Consider the following 24,600-nt stretch of genomic DNA (forward strand, 5'->3'; position numbering starts at 1 on the left):
ACAAAGTTGTTCATATATAGCAGCAGCTGACGGGGGAAGGACATGAACGCGAAATCAGGGTGTCCGGCGCGGGCGCCGCATCGGCGCGCGACGAAACGGGGAGCGGGTAGGTCGCGCTTTGCACTGACGACCATGCTGGGCGCGATCGGACTGTTCCTTTGGGTGCTGCCTTCCGCCGAGGCTGAAAGCACCCGGCAGACCGCAACTGCCATCGGCACCGTGCAGCCTGCAGTGCAGGCGCAACCGCAGGCGCTCGCGTCGAACGCACCGCTGACGGTCGCGGCAAATGGACCGATCCGTCTCACGATCGGCGGCGGCGACGACTCGCAGGCTGCCGCTGCCGCTGCGAAAAACAGCAAGGGACCGAACTGTTCCGGTCCGGTTGGCGAACACAGCACCGTGGTCGTGCCGCTCGGCAAGTCGACGATGGTGAATCTGCGTGAGCCGGTCCGCGAGCGTACGGTCGGAAATCCGTCGGTCGTGCAGGCGATGCTCGTCTCGCCGCAGACGCTTTATCTGCTGGGCTCCGATATCGGCACGACCAATATGATTGTGCAAGGCAAGAGCGGTTCGTGCAGCGTGATCGATGTGATTGTGGGTACCGATCCAGCTGGACTGCAAACGACGCTCGCCTCGTTGATGCCCGAAGAAACCGGCATCCAGGTCAAGGCAGCGGGCGACGCGCTCGTACTGACGGGCGTTGTCACCGACGCAGCGAAGGCGGAACGCATCGTTGAACTGGCGCGTGCGTTCGTGCAGCGTCCGAATATCGCAATCCCGCAGCCCAACGCCCGCGCCGGCTCGGCGCCGCCCGCAGCAGCAGGTGCGGTGATCGAAAAGTCCGAACGCATCATCAACATGCTGCAGGTCGCGGCGCCGCAACAGGTGATGCTCGAGGTGAAGGTCGCTGAAGTGTCGAAGACGCTGATCGATCAACTGGGCGCGCAGACCAACCTGAATGGCGGAATCGGCAGCTGGTCCTTCGGGTTGCTCGCGAATTTCCTGTCGGGCGGACTTGCCGCGATAACCGGGTCGAAAGCGAACAATTCGCCGCTGAGCGTGCAGATCGATGCGCAAAAGACTGACCAGCTGGTGAAGATTCTCGCCGAACCGAACCTGATTGCAATCAGCGGGCAGGAAGCAAGCTTCCTTGCGGGTGGCAAGGTTTTCATTCCGGTTCCGCAAAGCAATACCACGAGCGGCCTGACGGTCGTCCTTCAGGAAGAGCAGTTCGGCGTGGGTCTCACCTTCACGCCAACCGTGATGGAAGGCGGTCGCATCAACCTGAAGGTGGCGCCGGAAGTGTCAGAGCTCTCGCCGACCGGTGTGGCAGTCAGCGCGGGCAACGCGAACTTCACGTCGATCCTGCCGGTGATCACCACACGCCGCGCGTCGACCACGTTGCAGGTGTTTGACGGACAAAGCTTTGCAATCGGGGGGCTGCTCAGGAACAACGTGACGGGCACGATCAAGGGACTGCCTGGCGTCGGCGAATTGCCTGTGCTTGGCGCTCTGTTCCGCAGCACGAGCTATCAGGAAGACAAGACTGAGCTGGTGTTCGTCGTGACGCCGCGCCTCGCGAAGCCGTTGCCGAAGAATTACCCGATGCCGACCGACAGCTTCGGCAAGGTCAACGAAGCCGCAGTCCTCGCGACCGGAAGCATGGAGGGCAGCAAGCCGGCTGCACCGGTAGCACCCGCTTCGGCTACTCCAGCTACGAACGGCGCAACCCCGACGGGCCCCGTAGTGAACATCCGGCCCGCTGCAGGCCCTGTCACCACACCGCCCGCCACACCGGGTTCGACGCAGGCGCCCGGGTCGGATGCGACGGCCCCGGCGAACCCGGTCTCGTCGAGCGGCAAGCCGCTCGCGCTCGACGAACCACGTGTGGCGCCGGTGCATACCGCGCAGGTCAGCGTGACGCCGCTACCAGGACCCTCTGTCACCGCGTCGGGTAGTCCCGCGACCACGACGCCGGATCCCGGTGCGCCAGACCCTGGATCGCGACTGGGGACCCCGTCGCCACCGGCTCCAGCACTCGCTTCCGGGACGCTTGATCCACCGGACACCACCCTGGCCCAAACCGTACCGGTCGCAACGCAGATCAGCACGACGCAATGATTCGAATCCGCCAGGCGGATTCATCGGAGAAGAACATGAACACAATCCAGTACTCGATCCGCCTCGCGCTGTGCGTCGGCGTATGCGCGGCGCTCACGGGCTGCCTGAGTTCGACGCCGGAATGGGATAAGACCTTTGGTAGCTCCGTCACGCAGATCCGGGCAATGCAGACGCTCAACCCGATGGCCTCGGAAAACGACGATCCCGTTGCCGGAATCGACGGGCGCGCGGCGGTGTCCGCGCAATCCAACTATGCGAAGTCGTTCATCGCGCCGACACCGCACACTAACGTGTTCACGATCGGTGTCGGCAACGGCAGCACCAACTAGTTTCTGAAGCACGTACACGTGGCAGTGGAGATACACATGATCGACATCCTTTTGATTGCGTCCAACGAAGAGCATGCGCGTGACGTGACGGCGTTGCTCGCGACGAGCGAGGTGCGGCATCGTCTGCGTACGGAACGGGGCGCCGCAAAGCAGTTGCCGCGCTACGCCGAACAGATCAAAAAGACCGATTTGCTGATCGTCGCGGATACGGCACTGGCCATATCCGATCTCGCTGCGATCGGAGAAGCGATCGGGCATGCGCCTCAGCTCAGTTGCATGCTGGTGGCATCGGCGCTGTCGACGGAGATGTTGATGGCGGCCATGCGCGCCGGCGTGAGACACGTGCTGTCGTGGCCGATCGACGCGCAGGAATTCGCACAGGAACTGTCGCACGTCGCCGGCAAGAAGACCTCGAGCACACGCCGCGATGGACGCGTGATGTCGTTCACGTCAGGCAGGGGCGGTTCGGGCACGACGCTGATTGCCGCGAATCTCGCCTACGCGTTTGCTGCTGCACGTGACAAGCGCGTGCTGCTCGTCGATCTGAATCAGCAGTTTTCGGACGCAAGTCTGCTCGTCACCGAGAAGAAGCCGCCTGCGACCATCGCGGATCTCTTCGCACAGATTGAACGGCTGGATGCGGCGTACTTCGACGCCTGCGTGTCGCACGTGCACTCGAACCTCGACGTGCTGGCCGGTGCAGGTGACCCGGTCAAGGCCGCGGACATGCGCGCGTCGCACCTCGAACGCGTGCTGACGCTGGTTCGCGACCAGTACGACGCGGTGATCTTCGACATCGGCCAGACCATCAATCCACTCGCGCTTCATGCGCTTGATCAGAGTGAAGCGATCTGTGTGGTCGCGCAGCAGACCATCCCGCACCTGCACGCGGGGCGAAAGCTGCTGGATATGCTCGGGGCGCTCGGATATTCCACGAGCAAGATGCATCTGCTTGTGAACCAGTACGAAAAAGGCGCGCAGGTCGACCTCGCGGCAATTGAAGAGGCGCTGGGTGTGAAGCCCGTTCATCTGTTGCCGCGCGACGAAAAAAGCGCCCGGCAGGCGGTGAATCAAGGCGTGCCGCTGCTCGAAAGCGCGAAGGGATCGTCACTCACAAAGAGCCTCGGCGCGCTTGCCGGATTGTTGTGGCCGCAACCAGCGGCGCCGTCGAGGCGGGTGTTCGGGCGCTTCCTCGCGCCGAAGCAGAACAGCCTGCAGCAACTCAAACCAGTCATTGATCGATAACCGGAGAGCAGCATGTCATTGCGCGAACAACTCCTGATGCAAAGCGATCTGGCGGTGGCTGAAGCCCCGGCCTCGAGCACTGCTTCGTCACCCGGTGACGTGAAGGCAGCACGCCAGGCGTATCAGCAGCTCAAAATGAACATCCACCAGACGATCATCGAAAGGGTGGAACTGGACAAACTGCAACGGCTCACGCCTGATCAGGTGAAGCGTGAACTGGCACAACTCGTCGAGCGCATCGTCGACGAAGACAAGGTGCCGATGAACGAGTTCGAGCGCAAGCGTCTCGTGCAGGACGTGCAGGACGAGATGCTCGGCCTCGGACCGCTCGAACCGTTGCTGAATGATCCGACTGTATCCGACATTCTCGTCAACACGTCGCAGCATGTGTATGTCGAACGGCGCGGCAAGCTGGAACACACCGACGTCACATTCTATGACGACGCCCACCTGATGAAGGTGATCGAGCGCATCGTTTCGCGCGTGGGACGTCGTATCGACGAATCGACGCCGATGGTCGATGCGCGACTGCCGGACGGCTCACGCGTGAACGCGATCATTCCGCCGTCCGCAATCGACGGACCACTTGTTTCGATCCGGCGTTTTTCCGTGAATCCGCTCACGGTCAACGACATGCTCAACAACCAGAGCTTTACGCCTGCGATGGCGCAAGTGCTCGAAGCGCTGATCAAGTCCAAGCTCAACGTGCTGATCTCAGGCGGTACGGGCAGCGGCAAGACCACATTGCTGAATCTGCTTTCAGGTTTCATTCCTGCCGACGAGCGGATTGTGACGATCGAGGACGCGGCCGAGCTTCAACTGCGTCAGCAGCACGTGCTGCGGCTCGAAACGCGGCCACCGAACATCGAAGGCAAGGGCGAGATTTCGCAGCGGGCGCTCGTGCGTAACGCGCTACGGATGCGCCCGGATCGCGTCGTGCTCGGCGAAGTGCGTGGCGGCGAGGCCCTCGACATGCTGCACGCGATGAACACTGGCCACGAAGGATCGATGGCGACGTTACACGCGAACACGCCGCGCGACGCGTTGACACGCCTTGAAAACATGGTGTCGATGGCAGGTCTCACGATGCCCGTTAAGGCGATGCGTCAGCAGATTGCCTCGGCTATTTCCGTTGTGGTGCAGGCATCGCGACTGACCGATGGTCGGCGCAAGCTGATGAGCATTCAGGAAATTACCGGCATGGAGGGTGATGTCATCAACATGCAGGAGATCTTCACGTTCAAGAGAACGGGCGTCGATGAAGACGGCCGGATCAAGGGCCATTTTTGCGCGACCGGTGTGCGCCCCAGGTTCTGTGAGCGCTTGACCGCGTTTGGCATCACGCTTCCCGACAACATCTTCGATCCGGCGCGGCGCTTCGAGGTATGAGCGCGGATCCGACGCTTTGAGGAGTCAGGCATGAATACGTCGTTTCTGGGTTTCGTCGTGCTGCTGTTCGTCGCGACTGTATTGATGATCGAAGGTCTGTACTTCTTCTGGCACAGCCGCCACGGTGCGTCCGTCAAGCGCATGAAGCAGCGTGTGCGCGCCGCCGCGCCGGGCGGCAACGCCAGCGACGAACAGCTGTCGATCCTCAAGCGCCGTACTTTGAGTGATTCGCCGATGCTGCTGGGCATCCTGAGAATGGTGCCGCGCGTCAATACGCTGGACAGGTTGTTGCAACAGTCCGGTAGCACATGGTCGGTTGGGCGTTTTTTGGGCTATTCGGCCGTCCTTTCCGTGTGCGGTGTGGCTGTTGGCATCGTGCTGCATCAGGGCGTGATCGTTCTGCTGGTACTGGGATGCGTGTGCGCATTGCTGCCGCTCTTAATCGTGCGTCGCAAACGCAGCAAACGCACTGCCGTTCTCGAACAGCAACTTCCCGAGGCGGCCGATCTCGTCGCTCGTGCGTTGCGTGCGGGGCACTCGTTCACCAGTGCGCTCGGAATGGTGGGCGATGAAATGCCGCAACCGCTTGGCGCTGAATTCAAGCTGGCGTTCGACGAGATCAACTTCGGGGTCTCGATGAACGACGCGCTGCTCAACATGGTGAACCGGGTGCCGGTTGACGACCTGCGGTACTTCGTGATTGCGGTGCTGATCCAGCGCGAGGCGGGCGGCAATCTCGCAGAGATTCTCGGCAATATCAGTTCGATCATCCGTGAGCGACTGAAGCTGCTCGGCAAGGTGCGGGTCCTGTCCGCCGAAGGGCGGCTCTCTGCCTGGATTCTGAGTCTGCTGCCGTTCGTCCTGGCGGGGGTGATATCGCTGATCAGCCCCAAGCTGATGAGCATCCTGTGGACGGACCCCGGAGGTATCCAGCTAGCCGGCGTGGCGTGTGTCTGCATGCTGTTCGGCATCTTGTGGACCCGCAGCATCGTGCGGATCCGCGTTTGAACGATGTTTTGTCAACGAGAAAATGAATGAGGGCGGGGCAACCCGGCAATCATGAGAATTGACCAGATCGCGATGCTGACATTGCTGTTTCTGATCGTGTTCGGTGCGGCGCTCAAGGCAATGAGCCTTCTGCGCCCAGATCCCCTGGAGCGGCGCATCAACGAGATTGGTGTGGTATCTGGCATCAGCGGTGGAGCCGGCGCGGGGACTGCTGACCCGCAGCCGGAGGAAGCTGGAAAATGGGTAGAGAAGGTTGCGCAGGTCTCTTCGCGCGTCGCAAAGTTCTCGCTGCCGGGCGAAGACTGGAATCGTTCGCTGTTACGCGTCCGCTTTCTGAATGCCGGTCTGCGCGGAGAGTCCGCACCCGCCATCTATTTCGCATCGAAGACCGTGCTGGCGCTTGGGCTGCCATTCGTTGTCATGGTCCTTCTCGCGGGCCATTTCCACGATATGCCGCGACCCTATCTGCTGCTCGCGTTGCTTTCTGCGTCCGCCTTGGGTTTTTATCTGCCCAACGGCGTGCTTGCACGGCTGGTCGATCACCGCAAGCGTGCGCTCTTCGAGGACCTTCCCGACGCCGTCGATCTGATGACCGTATGCGTCGAAGCGGGTCTCGGCTTCGATGCTGCGCTAGGGCGAGTCACGGAGGAGATCGGCATGAAGAGCCTTGCACTGCGTGATGAGCTGGAACTCGTGCTGCTCGAACTGCGCGCCGGGTCAGGACGCGACAAGGCGTTGCGCAATTTCGCGAGCCGAACCGGCGTCGAAGATATTGACACGCTGACGACGATGCTCATCCAGGCCGACCGGTTTGGCACCAGCGTCGGCGATTCGCTGCGCGTGTACACCGACAACCTGCGCACGAAGCGGCGTCTGCGTGCAGAAGAGAAGGCGGCGAAGATCGCATTGAAGCTGCTGTTTCCGCTGATTTTCTTCATTTTCCCGACGTTGATCATCGTGCTGCTCGGTCCCGCCATCATTCAGGCCGGACACGTTCTGGTGCCGGCGATGAAAGGCATCAGTTGATGACGTCGATGGGATGCGAAGCAGCCGGGACGCTGCATCGAGGCAAGGGGAGATCGAGATGAGATCACGGAATTTTCTGCGAACGTCGCGGGGGCAGCGAGGCGTCAGCACGATCGAATTCGCGCTCGTGGCGCCGATCCTGTTCCTGCTCCTCTTCGTGGCAATCGACCTGGCATCGCTGCTCTGGGTGAACCTGACGATGCAGTACGCGGTGCGTGAAGGTGCGCGCTATGCGGTTACTGGACAGTCCAACCTCGACCCGGCCGCGTCGAACCAGCAGCGCTATCTCGCGATCATTCAGGAAATCAAGGACAGTTCGATGGGGCTATATGCGCTAGTCAACCCGAGCTACACGATCACCATCAACGGGCAGACGAAGAACTACGGCGCGCAGGGCACTTACTCGAGTTCCATGTTTGGTAATCCGGGCGACATCATCGTGCTGCAGATCAACTGCAGGTGGCCCTTGATGACGCCACTCGCGCAACCGTTCTTCGCGGGCGGAAGCTATTCCTTCAGCGTCGCGGCGACGATGCGCAACGAGGGCTTCTGAAATGAAATCCAGAGCATTCGCAGGGAGACGTCGCGCATCGCGGGGTATCGTCGCCATCGAAATGGCGATGCTGATGCCACTTGTTATCGCACTCACGCTACCCGTCTTTGACTTCGCCCGTAACATTCAGGCGCAGATGATTCTCACGAACATAAGCCGCGAAGGCGCCAATCTTGCGTCGCGCGCGCTGTCGACGTTTCCTGTGCAGACGATCATGTCTTCCCTCACGGCCACGGCGCCGCCGCTCAATATGGCGTCGAACGGGATGATCTACATCACGGTGATCGTTGGTAATAACAATTGCGACGCGAACGGAAACCATTGCTCGGGCGTTGTCACTGCGCAATACGAGTGGACAGGCGGCAACTATCATCCGGCAAGCAAGCTCTGGAATTGCGGATCGAACGGTTCAGGCTGGGCGCAGGACGGCAGCGGAAACTGCAATAACGTGCCGCCGCTCGGCGCAAATTCGCCGCCGGTGAACCTGCTACAAGGACAGTTGTGGGACGGACAGGTGGTCTACGTCGTCGAATCGTTTTATCTACAGCAACCTTTCATAGGTGCGCTGAATCTTGGCTTTGGCATTAACACGCCGGCGCTTTCTCCGAATCTGTACGCCATGACGGCCTTTTGAATGAACGCGACAGGGGCGACGCGATGAACTTATCCAGAAAGCGCCAGCAAGGCTCGATCAGCATGCTTGTCGTGATTTCGCTGATCGCCGTGATTGCCGTACTCGGTCTCGCAATAGATTCGGGCTTTGGTTACATGATTCGTACCCGGCTCGACGCTGCAGCGGACGGCGCCGCACTTGCGGCGGGCCATGCCGTGACGCGTGGAAACACCCCGGCTGAGCAGACCACGAACGCACAGCAGGCGGCCGCTGCGTTTTTCACAGCGAACTACCCGACGAATTTTCTCGGCTCGACCGCGACCATGAACACTCCTTCAATAGTGTTCAACGCCGGAACGGTCACGATCGACGTACAGGCACAAGCGCAGGTGCCCGTCAGTTTCATGCAGCTGTTTGGCTTCAGGATACTGAACGTTTCAACGCACTCGCAGACCATCCGAAAGGACCTCGACATGGCATTTATCGTGGATGTCACGGGTTCGATGACAACCATGCCAGGCGAGCCGGCCGCCGTGCGCGCGAACGCCATTTCGTTCCTGAACAATTTCGATATTTCGAACGATCGCGTGGCATTGATGCACTTCGCGTACGGAACGATCGTGGATGTGCCCTACAAGGCGGACAGTTCGCGCGGTTTCGATCGACCAGGAATGACCCAGGCGATCAATCACTTCAGCTTCAAGGGCAGCACCAATTCTTCTGAGGCCTTCTGGAACGCGCGTACGCAGATGGACCAGTTGGTCAATCCATCGAGTCTACGCGTGATTGTGTTCTTCTCGGATGGTGCGCCGAACAGCTTCGCATCGCAGTTCGCGAACAAGGTTGCTGCGTGTAACAACATGGTCGGCACAGTGGTGAGTGGGGACGGGCAGAGTGGCACACCCACTGGTTTTTACCGAGATGACCAGATCAGCCAGTCTGTGGGTTGGCCGTGTTCCGTTGGTAACGTATCGAATAATTTCATCAAGCAGCTGCCCGCTTTCTATAACGCGCATAACCCTAACGACCAGACTTTTCCGATCGTCACCAACAGCCCGCGGGTGGTAACGAACGCTGTGACCTACACCAACATCAACCGTGCGTCGCGCAATCTGCTGGAAGCCATGGCGGAGAATGCGCGCGCGAACAAAATCTACGTTTTCACGCTGGGGCTCGGGTTGGAGCTGACACAACCCGCGGGCCCCGACAACGAACTGGGTCAGGACGTGCTCAAGTGCATGGCCAACACGTCCGACGCTCCTGCGCGTTGCTACAACGCGCAGGAGCCGGTGGGCGTTTATTGCCACGCCGCAACGCCGGCTGATCTGAAGCCCTGCTATTCGCAGCTGGCCTCGGCGATTCTGCGTATTGCAAAGTAGGTAACGCAACGAAAGCAGGCGTACCGTCAGCTAAATCCAGAAAGAGGGATCGGGGATCATATGAACACGAGAGCAAATGAAACGTTTGTGCTGGCATCTCCAGTTTCCGCGCAAGCGATCCTGATCCGGATTCGCGATATGCTGGTCGAAGTATTGGCACGAGCCGGCGCGTATCACCCTGTTGATGATCGTGATAGCGGAATGCCTGACGGTCGGGTTGTCCCTGTTCTCGCGTGTTCCGCGTCAACGCGACTGGAACCCCCTGGCGTTCCTGTGTTCGATGGGCGCGACGTACTACTTTCTGGCGATTCGCCTCGCGCCGGGGGTGCAACTCGTACCGGAAACCGTCGGCGTGATATTGCAGCTGGCCGGCATTTTCTGGCAACTCTTCGCAAAGACCTCGTTGCGCCGTTCGTTTGGAATCTTGCCCGCCAACCGGGGCGTCGTTTCGAGGGGCGCGTACCGTTTCGTACGGCATCCCATGTATCTCGGCTATCTCGTCATGGACGTTGGATTTCTGCTTGTGAACTTCGGTGTGCAGAACCTGATCGTCTACGCCGTTCAGTTCGCATTGCAGGCGGGCCGGATTTTTCGCGAAGAGCGACTCCTGTCGACGGATGACGACTACGTCGCATACAAGGACAAGGTTCGTTTTCGTGTGATCCCCGGCCTTTTTTGAACGCGCATGATCCAGAGTTCCGACCGCATCAACGATGCGGTCGGTCGCACCGCGCCTAACCCTCCCCACGCTCCATCCCCACCTCATACCGCCCAAAACAAGCCTCACTATTCAACCTGGCCCGCTTCAGCAAAACCTTCTGCGCAACAGCAGCATTAGCCGCCAACCCCTTCCACGCCTGAAGCGGCGGCTCCTGCAACGCTCGCCCGTAAGAAAAGCTCAAACCCCAGGGCAAAACTCCGAGCCGGTTCATCGCATCAAGATTCGCAGTGGCCTGCTCAGGCGTCTGCCCACCAGACAGAAAAACCACCCCCGGCACCGCAGCAGGCACTGTCCGTTTAAGAACCCGCACGGTCTGCCGCGCGACATCCTCAACGGTCGCCTGCGCACCCGCTCCAGCTTCCGAACCCGCAATAACCATACTCGGCTTAAGCACCATATGCTCAAGCACAACCTTATGCCGATGCAGTGCGTGAAAAACCTCATGCAACACAGCCTCGGTGACTTCAAAAGAACGCGCGATCGTATGATTGCCATCCATCAGCACTTCGGGCTCGACGATCGGCACAATGCCCGCTTCCTGGCAGATTGCCGCATAGCAGGCGAGGGCATCTGCATTGGCCTCGATAGCAAGCCGGCTCGGCAGCGTCGGCGAAATGTTGTACACCGCGCGCCACTTCGCAAAGCGTGCGCCTTGTTTCTTATATCCAGCCAGGCGTCCCGCAAGCCCATCGAGCCCTTGCGTAATCTCATCGCCAGGCGCGTGCGCAAGCGGGATTTTGCCAAGATCCACCTTGATGCCCGGCACGATGCCTTGTGAAACTGCCAGCTCAGGCAGTGGTGTGCCCTTGTCGGAACGCTGCCCCAGCGTTTCCTCATACAGGATCACACCGCTGACAAATTCGCCAAGACCGGGCGTCGACAGCAGCAGGTCGCGCCACGCGCGCCGGTATTCTTCGTTTGACTCGATGCCGATGGTCTTGAAGCGTTTCGCGATCGTCGGTCCGCTCTCGTCGGCGGCCAGCAATCCTTTGCCCGGTTGAACCATTGCATCGACGGTGTTCTGAAGCTCGCTTGCGGTGCTCATCGTGTATCCCTCCCTGACGACGGTGTGGATCGAATCACGTGTGCAGCATACTCCCAGCCGGTGATATTCGACGCTGAACGCGCCTCGCACCTGGCGTCACTCGCCGATCAGATGCAGCACGATATCGCGGGGCGGCGCCTCGCGACGATGCTCGAACAGATAGAGCCCCTGCCATGTGCCGAGCACCATCTGCCCACGCTCGACAGGCACGGACAACTGTACCTGCGTCAGCGAGGTCCGCAGATGCGCGGGCATGTCGTCCGCGCCTTCGGCATCATGCTCGTAACGTGTGGGGTCTTCGGGCGCTATCGTGGCGAAATATCTTTCCAGATCGCGCCGCACGGAAGGATCGGCATTCTCCTGAATCAGCAGCGAAGCCGACGTATGACGGCAAAAGATCGTCAATACGCCCGTCTGGATCCGCTGCTCGCTGACAAAGCCGCGCACCTGCGACGTGAACTCCACGAGCCCGCGTGCCGGCGCTTCAACTGTGAGGTGACGGATTGCCTGTCGCATGAGACATGTCTCCGCTCAAAGAGATGTTTTACACGCACAGCCTGGAAGAGGCACGCTTATCCCTCAGTCAGATTGCGCGCGCGTGAGATCGCGATGCGTCAGATAAAGGCGCAGATCGAATTCTGTCTGGTGGTACCCCGGCTGCATGAACTCGCAAAGGCGGTAAAACGCCTTGTTATGGTCACTTTCTTTCAGATGGGCGAGTTCGTGCACGACGATCATGCGCAGGAATTCCGGCGCCGTGTCCCTGAACAGCGAGGCGATGCGAATTTCCTTCTTCGTCTTCAGTTTGCTGCCCTGTACACGTGAAATCGTCGTGTGCAGACCCAGCGCGTGACGCAGCACGTCGAGCTTGCTGTCGTAGATGACCTTGTCGATCTGCGGCCCGTTGCGGATGAATTCACGCTTCAGGTCCGCGCAATAGTCGTACAGCGCGCGGTCGGTCTGCACAGCGTGTTTGCGCGGATACCGGTCTTCCAGATACGCGCCAAGCTGCTGTTCGGCGATGAGCCGGCGCACCTTGTCCTGGAGCGTCGTCGGATAGGCGCTCAGGTATTTCAGATTCTGCATGACGGGCGGCGTTTCGGTCGAATGGTTATCAGTATTGTACCGATTCGACCTGAGCATGCAGGGTGTCAGACGTTGGCCGATCGCGATGAGCTTGTGTTCCCGCTTCAGTTGCGCTGCAAGCACGGTCGGCGCAAACATCACGCCCCGGCCTTCGCGCGCAAATGCCACGGTCAACGCGCCATCGTCGAACTCTCCTGAAACAGCAACACGTTAGCGGCCCGTGCAACGCCAGGCGTGATGATTAAACAGGAACGGACTTAAAACCCGCCGTTCGCTATGCATGAAGCGGAACCGCAGCGTGATCGAGACCGTCGAGCAGATCGGCGCGTACCTCCGCTAACGATACGTTGCGTCGATCCCGCGGACGCGGCGCGTCCACCACGACTTCGCGCGAAATGCGACCGGCGCCCGATTTGCCCGAGGCGGTCATCAGCAGCACGCGATCGGACAGGTATAGCGCTTCATCCAGATCGTGCGTGACGAGAAGTGCCGCCGTGCGATGCGTCTGCGTGATCGACAGCAGAAGGTCCTGAAGACGATTCCGGGTCATGGCGTCAACGGCGCTAAACGGCTCGTCGAGCAGCAGCAGATCAGGTTGCGGAAAGAGTCCACGCGCAATCGCGGCGCGCTGCGCCATGCCGCCTGAAAGCTGCTTCGGCAGCACACGGCCAGTTGTGGCGAGGCCGACTTCCGCGAGCAGTTCGCGCACACGCGGATCGTTTCCCTGCCGCAGGCCCGCGGAAAACGCGACGTTGTCGGCGACCGTCAGCCACGGCAACAGACGCGGCTCCTGAAAGATCACGCCGATGCCCGACGACGGCCCTCGCTGCGCAGTGCCATCGAGTAAAACATCGCCATGGAAGTCGCGATCGAGTCCGGCCAGCACGCGCAATAGTGTGCTCTTGCCACAACCGCTGGGACCAACGAGGCTGACGATTTCACCGCGTCCGATCGACAGCGACACACGTTCCAGAATCGCACGTTCGTCGTAGCGTTTGCTGATCGCGCGGACATCGAGCAGCGGCGGGAAAGAAGAGCGTGAGGCAGTCATCGTGTCTCTCTCGCGGTGCGTGAGGTTGAAGCTGAGGCCGTATCGCGCCACGACAGCACGCGGGCTTCAATTGCCTTCAGGATGCTGTCGCTGAGTTTGCCCAGCAACGCAAGCAGCAGGATCGCGCCGAACACGAGATCGGGGCGGCCCGTTTCGCGTCCGTCGCTTAGCAGATAGCCAAGGCCGCGCGTGGCGGCAATCAGTTCGGCGGCCACCATGAACATCCACGCAAGGCTCAAGCCGGTGCGCAGACCCGTGAAAATCTGCGGCAGTGATGCCGGCAACAGGATTCGCGTAAAAAGTGCACGCTCGCCTAGCCGGTTGACTTTGCCGACCTCGACCAGTTTTCTGTCGACGCCGCGAATACCCGCCACCACGCTCAGATGCACCGGAAAAAAAGCACCGATTGCAACGAGCGTGATTTTCGGCGATTCGTCGATGCCCATCCACAGCAGCAGAACGGGCACCCACGCAAGCGACGGAATCGCGCGCAGCGCCTGAAACGATGGATCAAACAACGCATCGAGCCGACGGCTCAAACCCATCGCCGCACCGACCAGCAGTGCCAGCGCGGCGCCAATGCCAAAGCCAGCAAACACGCGCAGGCTGCTCGCGCCGATATGCCGGCCGAGACGCGCGCCGCCCAGATTCCACAAGGTTTCGGCAATGGTGCCAGGTGCGGGAACAAGATGCTCCGGCACGATGTGCATGCGCACCAGTGCTTCGATCAGCCCCAGAAAAGCGAGGGGCAGGATCAGACCGGCGATGCGCCAGCCCTTCAGCCGGTTCGATGAAGGCGAGCGCGCGGCACGCTCCGGATTGGCGGAGCGCGAATCGTGAATCGCGAGTGAGTTGTCAGCAGACATATCGGTAGAGACGCGTCGATTCGGTGGATCCGTAGTTCACTTGCCGCTGTTCGCTGCGATGATCGGCTGAGCCGGCTTCGCATCGATGAGCGCTTCGATGACCTGGTTCAGATCCGTGCCTGGCTTCACGAGTTGCTCCTGCGTGAGAATCGGGGCAGCGGCCTTGAGTGCCGCAAGCTGTTGCGGTCCCGGCTGCGGATGGCTGAAATCGTTGCGGCTCAGTTGCAGCTTCGCGACCGGCAGCGACAGTTTCGATTCTTCGGAGATGATCTTTGCCGTTTCGTCCGGATGCGCGGCGATCCACAGACGCGCCTTCTCATACACCTTCAGCACATGCGCGAGCGTGTCGGGATGCGCGCTGATGAAGTCCTCGCGCGCATTCAGGAAGCCCCATGTGTTGAAATCGACGTTGCGGTACAAAAGACGCGCGCCGTCGTCGACTTCAGCGGCCGCCATGTGCGGATCGAGCCCAGCCCATGCGTCGACCTGACCATTGGCGAGCGCGGTACGACCATCCGGATGTTGCAGATTCACGATCTGCACGTCGTCACGCGAAAGGCCGGCGGTGTGCAGCGCGCGCAGCGTGAACAGGAACGGGTCGGTGCCGTTGGTCGCGGCGATTTTCTTGCCCTTAAGCTGCGCGACCGTTTTGATCGGCGAATCCTTGCGCACGACCAGCGCGGTCCATTCCGGACGCGAGAAAATATAGACGGCGTGAATCGGATTGCCGTTCGCTTTCGCCAGCACAGCGGCGAGACCAGCGGTCGAGCCGATATCGATTGCGCCGCTGTTCAGGTATTCGAGCGCGCGGTTGCTGCCGAGGCTCAACACCCATTTGACCTGCGTATGATCGGCCGCGAGTTCTTCCTCGAGCCAGCCGTTGCGCCTGATCACCAGACTTTCCGGCGAGTAATACGCGTAATCGAGCTTCAGCTCAGCGGGTGGTGCAGCTTGCGCAGCGACGGGCGTGAACGAAGCCATCGCGGTTGCCGCAAGTGCGGCAAAGCCCGCGCTATATCTGCTCGAACGTCGGAAAGGGCGAAACAGCGTTCCCCGGAGAAATGTCATTGGTCGATCCTCGTGCTGATTTTGTAGGGTCGACCAATGTAGCCCGCGGCTGCGTCGCTGCGAACCAATAAAAGCTCACAACCAAAGCAGGCCGCGCTCTTAGGGGGCGCCACGCATGCGCGTAGCTGTCGGCAACCTTCGAATATAGACACACACGTCATGGCGCGGAAATGATCTTTCGCGAGAAGCAATCCGCACGCGACGTGAACTGCGTTTAACGGTTTCGGGTCTATGTGAATCGATTTTCGTTCGATATCGATTGGCGAAATGCTTCGTTGTTCCTCATGGACGTGCCTGTTTTCATGTCTGGACGCTGATCCAGACCACATCCGTTCACCCGAGGAGAAACGCCATGAGCACCGTGCTCGAAAATCCGGTTTCGCAGTCAGGTAGCGCCCATCAGGACATCCGTGTGCGGCGCTACAAGCCGTTGATCGGTGCTGTCATTGAAAACGTCGATCTGTCACGCCCGCTCAGCGACGACAATCGCAGCACGCTAAACAAGGCACTTGTCGACCACGGCGTCATTTTCATTCGCGAGCAGACGCTCACGCCGGAACAGCACGTTGCGCTCGCACGCATCTTCGGTAACCCGATCCGCAAGAACATCTATCTGCCTGCTGTAGCCGGATTTCCGGAAATCGAGGTGATCGCCCATAGCGAAAGGACGCAGTCGGGCGGCACGGATAACTGGCACGTCGACGTCTCGTGGCAGCCTCAGCCACCTAAAGCGACTGTGCTGCACGCACAGGACATTCCGGAAGGCGGTGGCGGCGACACGATCTGGACCTCGTCCGCAGGGGTCTATGATCTGCTCGACCCGGATCTCGCGCGCTACTTTGAAAAGCTGCGCGCGGTGAACACATTCCTCGCGTCGCCGAAAAAGCAGGCGCTTTCCGATCTGCTGAGCGGCTACGACCTGCCGCCGGGCACCTCCGAGGAAACGCTGGAAGAAAAGCTCGCACGTGTTCGCGATGCGGCGCAGAAGTACCCGCCGATCGAAGTACCCGTCATCAAGACGCATCCCGAGAATGGCCGAAAGCTGGTGTTCGTCAACGAAGGCCACACGAGCCATCTGCTCGGCGTGTCGAAGACCGCGAGCCAGAGTCTGCTCAACTACCTGTACGACCTGATCAAGACGCCGGAAGTCCAGGCGCGCTTCGAATGGAAGCAGGGCGATGTGGCGATCTGGGACAACCGTCAGGTGCAGCATTACGCGGCGCGTGACTATGGATCGGCACGCCGGCGGATTCACCGCGTTACGCTCGAACACGACGGCGCGTTCTAAAGACCTGCTTTAAAAGGACCGGATAAAGGCGCGCCTTGCAGGCACGACGTCGCGCTTTTTTGCTAACTGGCTTCACGGACGCGGACTAACAGGCAACGCATGAAAGCAATTCTATGGAGCACGTGGCGCAGCATGGTCGTCGTGCTGGTGGCGGGTCTTCTTTTGACAGCCGGCCCGCTGGCGCACGCGCAGGCGCCGGAAAAACTGGAGCTGCGCTATCAGGGCTGGGCAAGCAAGGTGCTGTACCCCGAACTGGCGGAAGATCTTGGCTACCTTGCGCCGATCAAACTCAAGTGGGTGGGCAACACGACGAGCGGGCCGCAGGACATTCAGGCGGCCGTGACCGGCGACGTGGATTTCGGCGGGGCGTTCAACGGTTCCATCGTGAAGCTCGCGGCAGCCCACGCGCCGATCAAGGCAGTCCTGTCCTATGTGGGTGCCGACAAGGACACCAACGGCGGCCTCTTCGTGCTGCAAGGCAGCCCGATCAAAAATGCCCATGATCTGGTGGGACACAAGGTCGGCGTCAACACGCCGGGCGCATATGAGCAGTATCTCGTCACCGCGTGGCTGGAAAAATCGGGTGTATCGAAAGAGGATATCCAGAAGATCACCTTTGTCGCAGCGCCGCCGGTCAATCTTGCGCAGCTTCTCAAGCAGAAGCAGCTGGATGCGATTTTCCTCGAAGACATCATCAAGGACAAGCTGCTCGCCGAAGGCGGCGCGACCTTGCTGACGACGGACTATCAGTTGCTCGGCAGCTTCGGTTACGCAAGCTACATTTTCACCGACCGTTTCATCCAGCAAAACCCGAACACGGTGCGCAAATTCGTCGAAGGCACCGCGCGGGCCATCGAGTGGACGCAGAAGACGCCGCGTGCGGAAGTCGTTGCGCGGCTTGAAAAGATCGTGCAGGCGCGCAACCGCAACGAAGACAAAACCATCGTGCGTTACTGGAAATCGGCGGGCGTCGGAGGCAAGGGCGGTGTGATCAGCACGAGCGAGTTTCCGACCTATGTCGACTGGTACGTCAGCAACGGCGTCCTGAAACCCGGTCAGGTCAAGGCGGACGATATCTATACCAACCAGTTCAACCCGTTCAACGAGGCGCTGGGCAGTCGCCAGCCGGGTTCTTGACCCACGACGCAGCTCAAGGAGAATCGCACATGGGCGCCACCATCAGCGTACGCAACATTGCCAAGGGGTTTCATCTGAACCGGCGCGGGCACTTCGTTGTTCTGCAGGACGTGTCCTTCGACGTTGCAGCCGGGGAGTTTCTCGTGCTGGTGGGTCCGAGCGGCTGCGGCAAGACCACGCTGCTCGATCTGATTGGCGGTCTGACGACGCCCGATAGCGGCAGCATTCTGGCGGGCGGCAACCCGATCGCCGGGCCGGGCCTCGATCGCGGCATCGTGCTCCAGCAATACGCGCTGTTTCCGTGGAAAACCGCACAAGGGAATATCGAATTCGGGCTAGAAGCCAAAGGCGTACCGAAAGCGCAGCGCGTCGACCGTGCGCGCTACTGGCTCGATCTGGTCGGGCTCGCGGGCTTCGAAGACCGGTACCCGCACGAGCTGTCCGGTGGCATGAAGCAGCGCGTGGCGATCGCCCGTTCGCTTTCGTACGATCCGGACGTGCTTCTGATGGACGAACCGTTCGCCGCGCTCGACGCGCAGACGCGCGAGACGCTACAGGACGAACTGCTGCGCATCTGGCAGCAGACGGGCAAGACGATCGTGTTTATCACGCACGGCATCGAGGAAGCGGTGTATCTCGGGCAGCGCGTGCTCGTGATGGCGGCCGCGCCGGGCCGCGTCACACACTCGCTCGACGTGCGCCTGAATCGTGATGATCCCGCTGGAGATCTGCGCGCGACACCCGAATTCGTCGAGCTTCGGCACCAGATATGGCAACTGATCCACCACCGCAGCGAAGCGCCACGGCTTCACGTGGCGCGCGCCGCCTGATGACATTTCCTTACGCCATGAGCACACTCACTACGCTGAACCCAACGTCGCGCCCGATAGCGACATATCTTGCGACGACGTTGCCGCGGCTCTTTCGCAACAGCATTGCGATTGTCGTCTTCATCGCGCTGTGGGAGGCGTTGCCGCGTCTCGGCTGGGTCGATGCTACATTTCTTCCGCCGTTTTCCACGGTCGCGCGCGCGCTGGTCGAAATGCTGGTTTCCGGAGAGCTGACTTCGCATCTGCTCGCGAGCACCGGCCGGGCGCTAGGCGGTTTTGTCATTGCGATAGCGATCGGCGTGCCGCTGGGACTCTTTATCGGCTGGTATCGCGCGCTCGCCGATATCCTCAACCCGCTGCTCGAAATCTTCCGCAATACCGCACCGCTCGCCATTCTGCCCGTATTCGTACTGATACTCGGCATGGGCGAGACGTCGAAGATTTCGATGGTTGTGTATTCATGCATCTGGCCGGTCGTGCTCAATACGGTGAGCGGCGTGCGCAATGTCGATCCGCTGCTGATCCGCTCGGCGCGTTCGATGGGACTGTCGCCATTGAGACTCTTTTACAAGGTCGTGTTGCCGGCTTCGGTGCCGACCGTGTTTACCGGCATACGCGTTGCCGGTGCGTATTCGATTCTCGTGCTGATCGCTGCGGAAATGGTGGGTGCGAAGGCCGGTCTCGGCTACCTCGTCAACTACTCGCAGTTCACCTTCGAGATTCCGAAGATGTACGCGGGCATCATTACGCTGTCCGTGCTCGGACTCGCGTTCAATCAGGTGGTCGTGATCGCCGAGCGACGTCTGACCGCATGGAAAGGATGAGCGCGCAACCGTTTCCATCGAACGTCGTGCGCGAGGCAGCACGGCGTGCCGTGGCGAGGGACCCTGTATGATGACGACACCTTCGTCGGACTTCAGCCTTGGCCTCTACCCGGAACCGCGTGACTTCAACCTCATCGTCATCGTCATCATCCACGGATTACGGTCTGTGGGCCCTGACTTTCAGCTACGTGCTGAGCCAGTTTTTTCGCAGCTACATTGCTGTTATTTCCTCGCAGCTGATCGACAGTTTTCATTTTTCGCCGCAGATGTTCGGCTGGTTTGCTGGCGCATTCTTTCTCGTTTTCTCACTCGCGCAATTACCGATCGGCATGCTGTTCGACCGCTATGGCGTTCGTCTTCCGACGGCCGCGCTGATGGGCATCGGCACGGTGTCCGCGGTACTGCTGTCGGTCACGTCGAGTGCGCCGCTCGCGATCTTCGCGCAGGCGGGCATCGGGATCGGCTGCGCGCCGATCTTCATCGGCCTGCTCAATCATGTGCTGCGCACCGGGCACGGCCATCGAAACGTGCGCGCGGTGACGACGGCGAGCGCCATCGGCATGGCCGGTGCGCTGCTTGCCGCCTTTCCGTTGAGCCGTGCGACGGCCAGCTTCGGCTGGCGTCCGGTGATGGCGACAGCAGCGGTTGCGATACTGTGCGCGACGGTCGGCGTGCTGTGCTTCGTGCGTCGTAGCAATGAGCCTGCGCCCGCGACGAAAGCGGTTGAATCGCAGCAGGCGAGGGCATCGGCCAGCGGCTCGACACGTTTCTGGACGCTGATGCCGGCGTGCCTCGCGTTATCGGTCGGCAGCACGTTCCGGACGTCGTGGGGCGGCCCGTATCTCGCCGACGTGTTCGGTTTCGATGTGATCGCACGCGGAAACGCGATGACGGTGACGAGCATCGTAGCCATTGCCGCATCGTTCTGCGTGCCGGTTGCCGTTCGATACTGGGCGCCGAAAGCGATCTCGTCGGCGTGGCTTGTTTTGGGTGTGGTCGCTGCACTGCTGCTCGCGGCGAGTCCGGGCGGCAGTGCGGTGCTCAGCGTGGCGCTGATCTGCGTGCTGTTCTCGGTCGGATCGATTCATCCACTTGTGATGTCGCAGGCGCGAGCGATCATTCCACCGCATCGGCTTGGGCTCAGCCTTGGATTACTCAACAGCATGGTGTTTCTCGGCATCGCGCTGACGAGCAGTTGCTTTGGCTGGATCACCGAGCACGTGAGAGCGGCGGGGTTGACGAATCCGGCGCTGTACTCGCGGCTGTTCCTGTTCACCGCTGTTCCGCTGGCAGTGGGCACGGCGATCTATCGGTTCAGCCCGACGGCGCCGGCGCACCAGGACGACGCCTGATTATTTTGACCGGGGTTTTAAGGTGCCGCTCACGGCTTGGGTAGTGATTGCGCGAGGTTGATCAGATTCTGCGGCACCACGCGGATGATGCCGTTGCGCGGGCTGTCGATGTCCGCGATCAACATGAACGACAACGAGACGACCAGCGGCATGATCAGCAGAAACCTGACCTTCACCTTGCCGGTGCGCGACCCGTAGCCGACGAGCAGGTTACAGCCCAGTCCGATCAGGGTCATCAGCGTCCAGGCGGCAAACGGGATGCGGTTCCACCATGCAGCCTGCGTGTATCCCTGCGCGTTGATCACATCGTTCATTCCGGCGATCGCCAGCGCGGTGACGGGATTGGGTTGAGCAGCCGCACCGCTGCGGACTGCCGTCCACATGTCCGTTTGCAGTTGCGCCGTGGTCGCGTTGACCTGGGCGAGTTGTTGCAGGTCGCTGACCCGATAGTACTGAATGCGCTGGTCGAGATATTTCAGCAGGAGCGTGCGCGTGCTTGCCGCTTCTGAAGCGGGCAGCAGGTCCGCGCGGATGAACTCTGTCCCAATCGCGTTCGCTTCATCTTCTTCGTAATTCTTGCGCTGGTCGTAGCGGCCGACCGCCATCGAGAGACTGAAGCCGATTACCAGCGCAAGGAGCGTCAACGTAGCGGACTGGACTACGGCGAAGTCCTCGCGGGTCGCGTTATCGAGTGGCTTTTTGCCGCGTAACACGGCGGCGCCAAACCATGCGGCCAGCGACATCAGCACCATGTCGATCAGGAAGAGTTCAAGCGGATGATTGACGAATTGTTCCATTCAAAGCTCCGATTCAATTGGCAGTAGTCCGAGGAACCAGATGCCGATGCGTTTCATGCTGGACACTCCGGGCTCGTCGAGTTCTTTCACCGTGCCGTCCGGCGCGGTGTCGATCCACACGATCCGGCTCGCGCCGTTGGCGTCCGTACGTTCCTCGAGCCGCCACGCGATCTGGTCGAGCTTCGGTTCGAGCCCGTCCGCCACCTGCGCAGCGATTGCATCGCTCTCGCAGTAGACGCCAATTTCCGTATTGAGTGTGATTGACCTCGGGTCGAAATTCATCGAGCCGATGAAGATGCTCGTTCTGTCGAAGACGTAGGTTTTTGCATGCAGCGAGGCCTTCGACGAACCCAGCAGCGATTTCTTTTTCGCTGTCGGGTCTTCGGTTTCGGCAGGTTTCAGTTCGTACAGATGCACGCCCGCGTCCAGCAGATTCTTGCGGTAACGCTGGTAACCGGCGTGGACGGCCGCGACGTCGGTTGCCGCGAGCGAATTGGTCAGGATCGTCACGCGCACGCCGCGCGCCGTCTGCGCGCGCATCCACTCGACGCCCTTTTTGCCAGGCACGAAGTACGGCGAGATGATCAGCATCTGCCTGTCCGGCGTCACGCTGAGTGCATCGAACTGGGTCAGCAGATGACCCTGCGGATCGTCCGGCGAACGGGTGATCTTGGCCGGGTCGTCGTAGAGCAGCGTCGCCTTACCCCACGAAAACTCCGGATCGCGTGCAGCGACGAGTTTCGCGAGACGTTGCTTCGCCTGAACGACGTATGGCGAATCCTGCTGCGCGGCGATCGCTGCGGTCAGCTTCACGCGGTACATGGCCAGCGCATCGGGCGCCGCGGGATGACCGGTCAGGGATTCGATCGGATAGGCCGCGTCAGAATTCCAGAACTGGTCGAATGCACTGGAAACCCGATGCACGACGGGGCCGAACGTCAGCACGTCGAGATCGCCGAACGAGACGTCGCTGGACGCGCCGAAGTATTCGTCGCCGATATTGCGGCCGCCGAGTATCGCAGCCTGGTTGTCCGCGATCAGCGACTTGTTGTGCATGCGCCGGTTCACGCGGCCGAATTCGAGCGCCGTGCCGAGCGTCTTGAAGGTGCGGCTCGCCACCGGATTGAAGAGCCGCACCTGGATATTCGGGTGAGAGGCGATCGCGAGCAGAACCTTGTCGTCGGCGCCTGTTCCCAGATCGTCGAGCAGTACGCGAACTCTGACGCCCCGGTCGGCGGCCCTGAGTACGCCGTCGGCGAGCTGGCGCCCTGTGAGGTCGTCGTGCCAGATGTAGTACTGAAGGTCGAGCGTGCGGTCGGCCTGCCCGGTCAGTACGATGCGTGCGAGCAGCGCGTCGATGCCATCGGGCAGCAGGTGAAAGGCGCTCTGGTCCGGATGCCTGTGCACTTCCGGCATCAGCATCGTGCCGAGACGTGTGGTGTTCGTGTCTTCGAGCGCGTGTGTGGCGGTGCGATCTGCCTGCGGCGGCAGACTGACGCAGGCGGATAGAAACAGGACAAGGAAGACCGCGAGAGTGCTGCGAAGCATCGTCATCTTTTTTTTTGATTCCTTAATCGGGCCGGCCTGAGCATAACCGCCCGGTGCAGCGTCACACCGGTCAGACGCGGCGCGCGCCGGGCTTGCAACTGCGCATCCAGATGTTCAGGTGTAGCCGACATTAGAACCTGAACTTGACCTTGCCTTCAATCAGAACAGTGTCCCGGGCCGGAGCGGATCAACACGCGGGCGCCGGTCGCGCGAGATTACGGGCTGGGTTTGCCGCTCCCGGGCTGGCGCGGTAGAGTGACGGCCCGTGAGTGACCGAGGAATGGTATATCGCGCGAACCCGATGGAACCCTGGACGAAAATCATCCCCACGGCGGGTTCGTCAGTTGGGCAACGAAGGGCAATACGACCCTCGTGTTCGCCCGCCTCATTCAGGACGACAGGAAAGAGCCGGGCGCGGCTGGCGTTCGGGCACGCGACGCGTTCATGCGTGAACTGCCTTCGCTTGCGGGTGAGTAGCGGCGGAAGGCCGCGCACGACGGCGCAATTTCTATGCGATGTGCACAGCGAAGCCGGACTCGTCCGGAGCAATATCAGGCCGCAGCGTGAGTTCCGGGATGGTGTACGCCCCCGCGTTCTGTGGACGAAATGGTATCGGCGCGGTCTTCCCGATGTCATCCAGACGTTGTCCCAGCGCATCACAGATCTCTGGAAAGGCTGCAGCGTCAATCCGGCCTGTCCGATAGATCACGAACGGTGGCAGGACGTCGAAGCCGGGGTAATACAGAATCCCGTGCTGGATGGGAAAGAGCACATCATCCATTGGATCATTGATACCGCGCGGGCCGTAATGAGACTCCCATCCGCCCGCCGTGACGATCAGCATCGCCCGCTTTCCTGCCAGCGTGCCTTCGCCATACCGGTCGCCCCAGCGGGCGTCGGAGTGTTCTCCGACGCCATACCCGAAGCCATACGCATAGACGCGCTCTACCCAGCCTTTCAGGATCGCCGGCATCGAGAACCACCACAGCGGAAACTGCAGGATGACTGCATCCGCCCACATCAGCTTGTCCTGTTCGAGCGCGATGTCTTTGCTCTGCCGGCCATTCTCGAACGCACGCTGTGAGTCGAGAGCGGGATCGAAGCGCGCATCGGCCTGCCTGTCGAGACTGTCGTTTGCGTCGAGCGATGCTTTCCACTTCATCGCGTACAGGTCTGATACCTGCACGACGTGCCCCGCGTCCTCAAGCCGTTTGACCGAGAAATCCCTGAGCGAGCCATTCAATGATCTGGGCTCGGGATGAGCGTAGACAAGAAGAACATTCATGATTAAACCTCCGTTGCTGGAAGACAGCAGAGTAGGTCT

At 60.8% G+C, this 24,600-nt stretch carries 24 protein-coding genes; 15 read left to right on the top strand and 9 right to left on the bottom strand.

Going from position 1 to position 24,600, the window contains the following annotated elements:
* Nucleotides 1–42: 42 nt before the first annotated feature.
* The 10 genes from P3T21_RS18770 (at nt 43) to P3T21_RS18815 (ending at nt 10,342) form a co-directional block, all read left to right on the top strand.
* On the top strand, nt 43–2,121 hold the full coding sequence (locus tag P3T21_RS18770) for a pilus assembly protein N-terminal domain-containing protein (RefSeq protein ID WP_429257437.1): 2,079 nt from the start codon (nt 43–45) through the stop codon (nt 2,119–2,121).
* A 35-nt stretch (nt 2,122–2,156) separates the two neighbouring features.
* Nucleotides 2,157–2,450, top strand: a complete 294-nt coding sequence (locus P3T21_RS18775) for a hypothetical protein (protein ID WP_429257438.1) — start codon at nt 2,157–2,159, stop codon at nt 2,448–2,450.
* Between the two features lie 36 nt (nt 2,451–2,486).
* Complete coding sequence (locus P3T21_RS18780; protein WP_429257439.1) at nt 2,487–3,695, top strand: AAA family ATPase; 1,209 nt, start codon at nt 2,487–2,489, stop codon at nt 3,693–3,695.
* A 12-nt stretch (nt 3,696–3,707) separates the two neighbouring features.
* Entirely contained in the window at nt 3,708–5,084 is a 1,377-nt protein-coding gene (locus tag P3T21_RS18785) for a CpaF family protein (protein WP_429257440.1), read from the top strand.
* Nucleotides 5,085–5,114: 30 nt separating this feature from the next.
* Nucleotides 5,115–6,092, top strand: a complete 978-nt coding sequence (locus P3T21_RS18790; protein ID WP_429257441.1) for a type II secretion system F family protein — start codon at nt 5,115–5,117, stop codon at nt 6,090–6,092.
* Between the two features lie 51 nt (nt 6,093–6,143).
* Nucleotides 6,144–7,118: a type II secretion system F family protein gene (locus P3T21_RS18795; RefSeq protein ID WP_429257442.1), complete on the top strand. Its 975-nt coding sequence runs from the start codon at nt 6,144–6,146 to the stop codon at nt 7,116–7,118.
* A 58-nt stretch (nt 7,119–7,176) separates the two neighbouring features.
* Nucleotides 7,177–7,671 carry a TadE/TadG family type IV pilus assembly protein gene (locus P3T21_RS18800; protein ID WP_429257443.1) on the top strand — a complete coding sequence of 165 codons (495 nt, stop codon included), beginning with the start codon at nt 7,177–7,179 and terminating at the stop codon, nt 7,669–7,671.
* A 1-nt stretch (nt 7,672) separates the two neighbouring features.
* The gene (locus P3T21_RS18805) at nt 7,673–8,305 is read left to right on the top strand and encodes a TadE/TadG family type IV pilus assembly protein (protein WP_429257444.1); all 633 of its coding nucleotides are present in this window, start codon (nt 7,673–7,675) and stop codon (nt 8,303–8,305) included.
* A gap of 23 nt (nt 8,306–8,328) precedes the next feature.
* On the top strand, nt 8,329–9,663 hold the full coding sequence (locus P3T21_RS18810; protein ID WP_429257445.1) for a vWA domain-containing protein: 1,335 nt from the start codon (nt 8,329–8,331) through the stop codon (nt 9,661–9,663).
* A 136-nt stretch (nt 9,664–9,799) separates the two neighbouring features.
* Complete coding sequence (locus P3T21_RS18815) at nt 9,800–10,342, top strand: methyltransferase family protein (RefSeq protein WP_429257536.1); 543 nt, start codon at nt 9,800–9,802, stop codon at nt 10,340–10,342.
* Nucleotides 10,343–10,397: 55 nt separating this feature from the next.
* Here the strand turns inward: P3T21_RS18815 and P3T21_RS18820 are convergent, their stop codons facing one another.
* The 6 genes from P3T21_RS18820 to P3T21_RS18845 form a co-directional block, all read right to left on the bottom strand.
* The gene (locus tag P3T21_RS18820) at nt 10,398–11,429 is read right to left on the bottom strand and encodes a class I fructose-bisphosphate aldolase (protein ID WP_429257446.1); all 1,032 of its coding nucleotides are present in this window, start codon (nt 11,427–11,429) and stop codon (nt 10,398–10,400) included.
* Between the two features lie 96 nt (nt 11,430–11,525).
* Nucleotides 11,526–11,945, bottom strand: a complete 420-nt coding sequence (locus P3T21_RS18825; protein WP_429257447.1) for a secondary thiamine-phosphate synthase enzyme YjbQ — start codon at nt 11,943–11,945, stop codon at nt 11,526–11,528.
* 63 nt (nt 11,946–12,008) lie between these two features.
* On the bottom strand, nt 12,009–12,515 hold the full coding sequence (locus P3T21_RS18830) for a M48 metallopeptidase family protein (protein WP_429257537.1): 507 nt from the start codon (nt 12,513–12,515) through the stop codon (nt 12,009–12,011).
* Nucleotides 12,516–12,789: 274 nt separating this feature from the next.
* Nucleotides 12,790–13,566 (bottom strand): ABC transporter ATP-binding protein, encoded by a 777-nt coding sequence (locus P3T21_RS18835; RefSeq protein ID WP_429257448.1) that lies wholly within the window; start codon nt 13,564–13,566, stop codon nt 12,790–12,792.
* Nucleotides 13,563–14,432: an ABC transporter permease gene (locus P3T21_RS18840; protein ID WP_429257449.1), complete on the bottom strand. Its 870-nt coding sequence runs from the start codon at nt 14,430–14,432 to the stop codon at nt 13,563–13,565. Before P3T21_RS18840 ends, P3T21_RS18835 begins: the two co-directional genes overlap by 4 nt.
* Nucleotides 14,433–14,468: 36 nt before the next feature.
* Nucleotides 14,469–15,413 carry an aliphatic sulfonate ABC transporter substrate-binding protein gene (locus P3T21_RS18845; protein WP_429257538.1) on the bottom strand — a complete coding sequence of 315 codons (945 nt, stop codon included), beginning with the start codon at nt 15,411–15,413 and terminating at the stop codon, nt 14,469–14,471.
* Nucleotides 15,414–15,852: 439 nt separating this feature from the next.
* On the opposite strand from P3T21_RS18845, the gene P3T21_RS18850 reads away from it, so the two are divergent.
* The 5 genes from P3T21_RS18850 (at nt 15,853) to P3T21_RS18870 (ending at nt 20,931) form a co-directional block, all read left to right on the top strand.
* Complete coding sequence (locus P3T21_RS18850) at nt 15,853–16,788, top strand: TauD/TfdA dioxygenase family protein (protein ID WP_429257450.1); 936 nt, start codon at nt 15,853–15,855, stop codon at nt 16,786–16,788.
* Nucleotides 16,789–16,887: 99 nt separating this feature from the next.
* On the top strand, nt 16,888–17,925 hold the full coding sequence (locus P3T21_RS18855; protein WP_429257451.1) for an ABC transporter substrate-binding protein: 1,038 nt from the start codon (nt 16,888–16,890) through the stop codon (nt 17,923–17,925).
* A gap of 29 nt (nt 17,926–17,954) precedes the next feature.
* Complete coding sequence (locus P3T21_RS18860) at nt 17,955–18,755, top strand: ABC transporter ATP-binding protein (protein ID WP_429257452.1); 801 nt, start codon at nt 17,955–17,957, stop codon at nt 18,753–18,755.
* A gap of 17 nt (nt 18,756–18,772) precedes the next feature.
* Nucleotides 18,773–19,579: an ABC transporter permease gene (locus tag P3T21_RS18865; protein WP_429257453.1), complete on the top strand. Its 807-nt coding sequence runs from the start codon at nt 18,773–18,775 to the stop codon at nt 19,577–19,579.
* Nucleotides 19,580–19,698: 119 nt separating this feature from the next.
* A complete protein-coding gene (locus P3T21_RS18870) occupies nt 19,699–20,931 on the top strand; it encodes an MFS transporter (RefSeq protein ID WP_429257454.1) in 1,233 nt (410 codons plus the stop codon).
* Between the two features lie 29 nt (nt 20,932–20,960).
* Here the strand turns inward: P3T21_RS18870 and P3T21_RS18875 are convergent, their stop codons facing one another.
* The 3 genes from P3T21_RS18875 to P3T21_RS18885 form a co-directional block, all read right to left on the bottom strand.
* Complete coding sequence (locus tag P3T21_RS18875) at nt 20,961–21,728, bottom strand: hypothetical protein (protein ID WP_429257455.1); 768 nt, start codon at nt 21,726–21,728, stop codon at nt 20,961–20,963.
* A complete protein-coding gene (locus P3T21_RS18880; protein ID WP_429257456.1) occupies nt 21,729–23,282 on the bottom strand; it encodes a phospholipase D family protein in 1,554 nt (517 codons plus the stop codon). It abuts the gene before it with no gap.
* Nucleotides 23,283–23,784: 502 nt separating this feature from the next.
* On the bottom strand, nt 23,785–24,561 hold the full coding sequence (locus tag P3T21_RS18885; RefSeq protein ID WP_429257457.1) for an NAD(P)H-dependent oxidoreductase: 777 nt from the start codon (nt 24,559–24,561) through the stop codon (nt 23,785–23,787).
* Nucleotides 24,562–24,600 lie beyond the last annotated feature (39 nt).

This window comes from Paraburkholderia sp. GAS334 (assembly GCF_050436625.1).
Taxonomy (GTDB): domain Bacteria; phylum Pseudomonadota; class Gammaproteobacteria; order Burkholderiales; family Burkholderiaceae; genus Paraburkholderia.

Coding starts and splice junctions, on each gene's coding strand:
- P3T21_RS18835 (WP_429257448.1), bottom strand. CDS start 13,566: ATGACTGCCTCACGCTCTTCTTTCCCGCCGCTGCTCGATGTCCGCGCG.
- P3T21_RS18825 (WP_429257447.1), bottom strand. CDS start 11,945: ATGCGACAGGCAATCCGTCACCTCACAGTTGAAGCGCCGGCACGCGGG.
- P3T21_RS18845 (WP_429257538.1), bottom strand. CDS start 15,413: ATGGCTTCGTTCACGCCCGTCGCTGCGCAAGCTGCACCACCCGCTGAG.
- P3T21_RS18885 (WP_429257457.1), bottom strand. CDS start 24,561: ATGAATGTTCTTCTTGTCTACGCTCATCCCGAGCCCAGATCATTGAAT.
- P3T21_RS18830 (WP_429257537.1), bottom strand. CDS start 12,515: ATGCAGAATCTGAAATACCTGAGCGCCTATCCGACGACGCTCCAGGAC.
- P3T21_RS18875 (WP_429257455.1), bottom strand. CDS start 21,728: ATGGAACAATTCGTCAATCATCCGCTTGAACTCTTCCTGATCGACATG.
- P3T21_RS18860 (WP_429257452.1), top strand. CDS start 17,955: ATGGGCGCCACCATCAGCGTACGCAACATTGCCAAGGGGTTTCATCTG.
- P3T21_RS18880 (WP_429257456.1), bottom strand. CDS start 23,282: ATGACGATGCTTCGCAGCACTCTCGCGGTCTTCCTTGTCCTGTTTCTA.
- P3T21_RS18820 (WP_429257446.1), bottom strand. CDS start 11,429: ATGAGCACCGCAAGCGAGCTTCAGAACACCGTCGATGCAATGGTTCAA.
- P3T21_RS18780 (WP_429257439.1), top strand. CDS start 2,487: ATGATCGACATCCTTTTGATTGCGTCCAACGAAGAGCATGCGCGTGAC.
- P3T21_RS18865 (WP_429257453.1), top strand. CDS start 18,773: ATGAGCACACTCACTACGCTGAACCCAACGTCGCGCCCGATAGCGACA.
- P3T21_RS18800 (WP_429257443.1), top strand. CDS start 7,177: ATGAGATCACGGAATTTTCTGCGAACGTCGCGGGGGCAGCGAGGCGTC.
- P3T21_RS18805 (WP_429257444.1), top strand. CDS start 7,673: ATGAAATCCAGAGCATTCGCAGGGAGACGTCGCGCATCGCGGGGTATC.
- P3T21_RS18770 (WP_429257437.1), top strand. CDS start 43: ATGAACGCGAAATCAGGGTGTCCGGCGCGGGCGCCGCATCGGCGCGCG.
- P3T21_RS18775 (WP_429257438.1), top strand. CDS start 2,157: ATGAACACAATCCAGTACTCGATCCGCCTCGCGCTGTGCGTCGGCGTA.
- P3T21_RS18850 (WP_429257450.1), top strand. CDS start 15,853: ATGAGCACCGTGCTCGAAAATCCGGTTTCGCAGTCAGGTAGCGCCCAT.
- P3T21_RS18795 (WP_429257442.1), top strand. CDS start 6,144: ATGAGAATTGACCAGATCGCGATGCTGACATTGCTGTTTCTGATCGTG.
- P3T21_RS18840 (WP_429257449.1), bottom strand. CDS start 14,432: ATGTCTGCTGACAACTCACTCGCGATTCACGATTCGCGCTCCGCCAAT.
- P3T21_RS18790 (WP_429257441.1), top strand. CDS start 5,115: ATGAATACGTCGTTTCTGGGTTTCGTCGTGCTGCTGTTCGTCGCGACT.
- P3T21_RS18855 (WP_429257451.1), top strand. CDS start 16,888: ATGAAAGCAATTCTATGGAGCACGTGGCGCAGCATGGTCGTCGTGCTG.
- P3T21_RS18810 (WP_429257445.1), top strand. CDS start 8,329: ATGAACTTATCCAGAAAGCGCCAGCAAGGCTCGATCAGCATGCTTGTC.
- P3T21_RS18785 (WP_429257440.1), top strand. CDS start 3,708: ATGTCATTGCGCGAACAACTCCTGATGCAAAGCGATCTGGCGGTGGCT.